Here is a 1,534-nt window from a genome sequence, read left to right as displayed (position 1 = left end):
CTGACTCTTATACACAAGTAGCGCCCTGAACGGAACCATTCCCGTTTTCCAGGATCTGATCTTCCATGTGACCTCCTAACATGGTAACGATCATGATAACTTCTGCTCTTCATCGTGCGGCTGACTGGGCTAAATCTGTGTTCTCTTCGGCGGCGCTGGGTGATCCTCGCCGTACCACCCGTCTGGTTAACGTCGCCGCTCAATTGGCAAAATGTTCTGGAAAATCAATAACCATCTCATCAGAGGGCTGTGAAGCCATGCAGGAAGGCGCTTACCGATTTATCCGCAATCCCAACGTCTCTGCCGAGGCGATCAGAAAGGCTGGCGCCATGCAAACCGTCAAGTTAGCTCAGGCGTTTCCCGAACTGCTGGCCATTGAGGACACCACTTCTTTGAGTTATCGCCACCAGGTCGCCGAAGAGCTTGGCAAGCTGGGTGCTATTGGAGATAAATCCCGCGGATGGTGGGTTCACTCCGTTCTCTTGCTCGAGGCCACTACATTCCGCACCGTAGGATTACTGCATCAGGAGTGGTGGATGCGCCCGGATGACCCTGCCGACGCGGATGAAAAGGAGAGTGGCAAATGGCTGGCTGCGGCCGCAACTAGCCGGTTACGCATGGGCAGTATGATGAGCAACGTGATTGCGGTCTGTGACCGCGAAGCCGATATCCATGCTTACCTGCAGGACAAACTGACACATAAAGAGCGATTTGTAGTGCGCTCCAAGCACCCGCGCAAGGACACTGGCTCCGGATTGTATCTGTACGACCATCTGAAAAACCAACCGGAGCTGGGTGGCTATCAGATCAGCATCCCGCAAAAGGGCGTGGTGGATAAACGCGGTAAACGTAAAAATCGACCCGCCCGCAAGGCGAGCTTGAGCCTGCGCAGTGGGCGCATCACGCTAAAACAGGGGAATATCACGCTCAATGCGGTGTTGGCCGAGGAGATTAACCCGCCCAAGGGTGAGACCCCGTTGAAATGGTTGTTGTTAACCAGTGAACCCGTCGAGTCACTAGCCCAAGCCTTGCGGGTCATCGACATATACACCCATCGCTGGCGGATCGAGGAGTTCCATAAGGCATGGAAAACCGGAGCTGGAGCCGAGAGGCAACGCATGGAGGAGCCGGATAATCTGGAGCGGATGGTCTCGATCCTCTCGTTTGTCGCGGTCAGGCTGTTACAGCTCAGAGAAAGCTTCACGCTGCCGCAAGCACTCAGGGCGCAAGGGCTGCTAAAGGAAGCGGAACACGTAGAAAGCCAGTCCGCTGAAACGGTGCTGACTCAGGATGAATGTCAGCTACTGGGCTATCTGGACAAGGGAAAACGCAAGCGCAAAGAGAAAGCAGGTAGCTTGCAGTGGGCTTACATGGCGATAGCCAGACTGGGCGGTTTTATGGACAGCAAGCGAACCGGAATTGCCAGCTGGGGCGCCCTCTGGGAAGGTTGGGAAGCCCTGCAAAGTAAACTGGATGGCTTTCTTGCCGCCAAGGATCTGATGGCGCAGGGGATCAAGATCTGATCAAGAGACAG

General features: G+C 55.1%; 1 protein-coding gene. It reads left to right on the top strand.

From position 1 onward, the window contains the following. Positions 1 to 92: 92 nt before the first annotated feature. Entirely contained in the window at positions 93 to 1,523 is a 1,431-nt protein-coding gene (locus tag OKB81_RS20295; RefSeq protein WP_041207141.1) for an IS4-like element ISAeme22 family transposase, read from the top strand. Positions 1,524 to 1,534 lie beyond the last annotated feature (11 nt).

It is taken from the genome of Aeromonas sp. QDB56, from assembly GCF_027705505.1.
GTDB classification, from domain to species: domain Bacteria; phylum Pseudomonadota; class Gammaproteobacteria; order Enterobacterales; family Aeromonadaceae; genus Aeromonas; species Aeromonas caviae.
The sequence above is the reverse complement of the archived record's forward strand: the minus strand, read 5'-3'. Positions and strand labels throughout refer to the sequence as shown.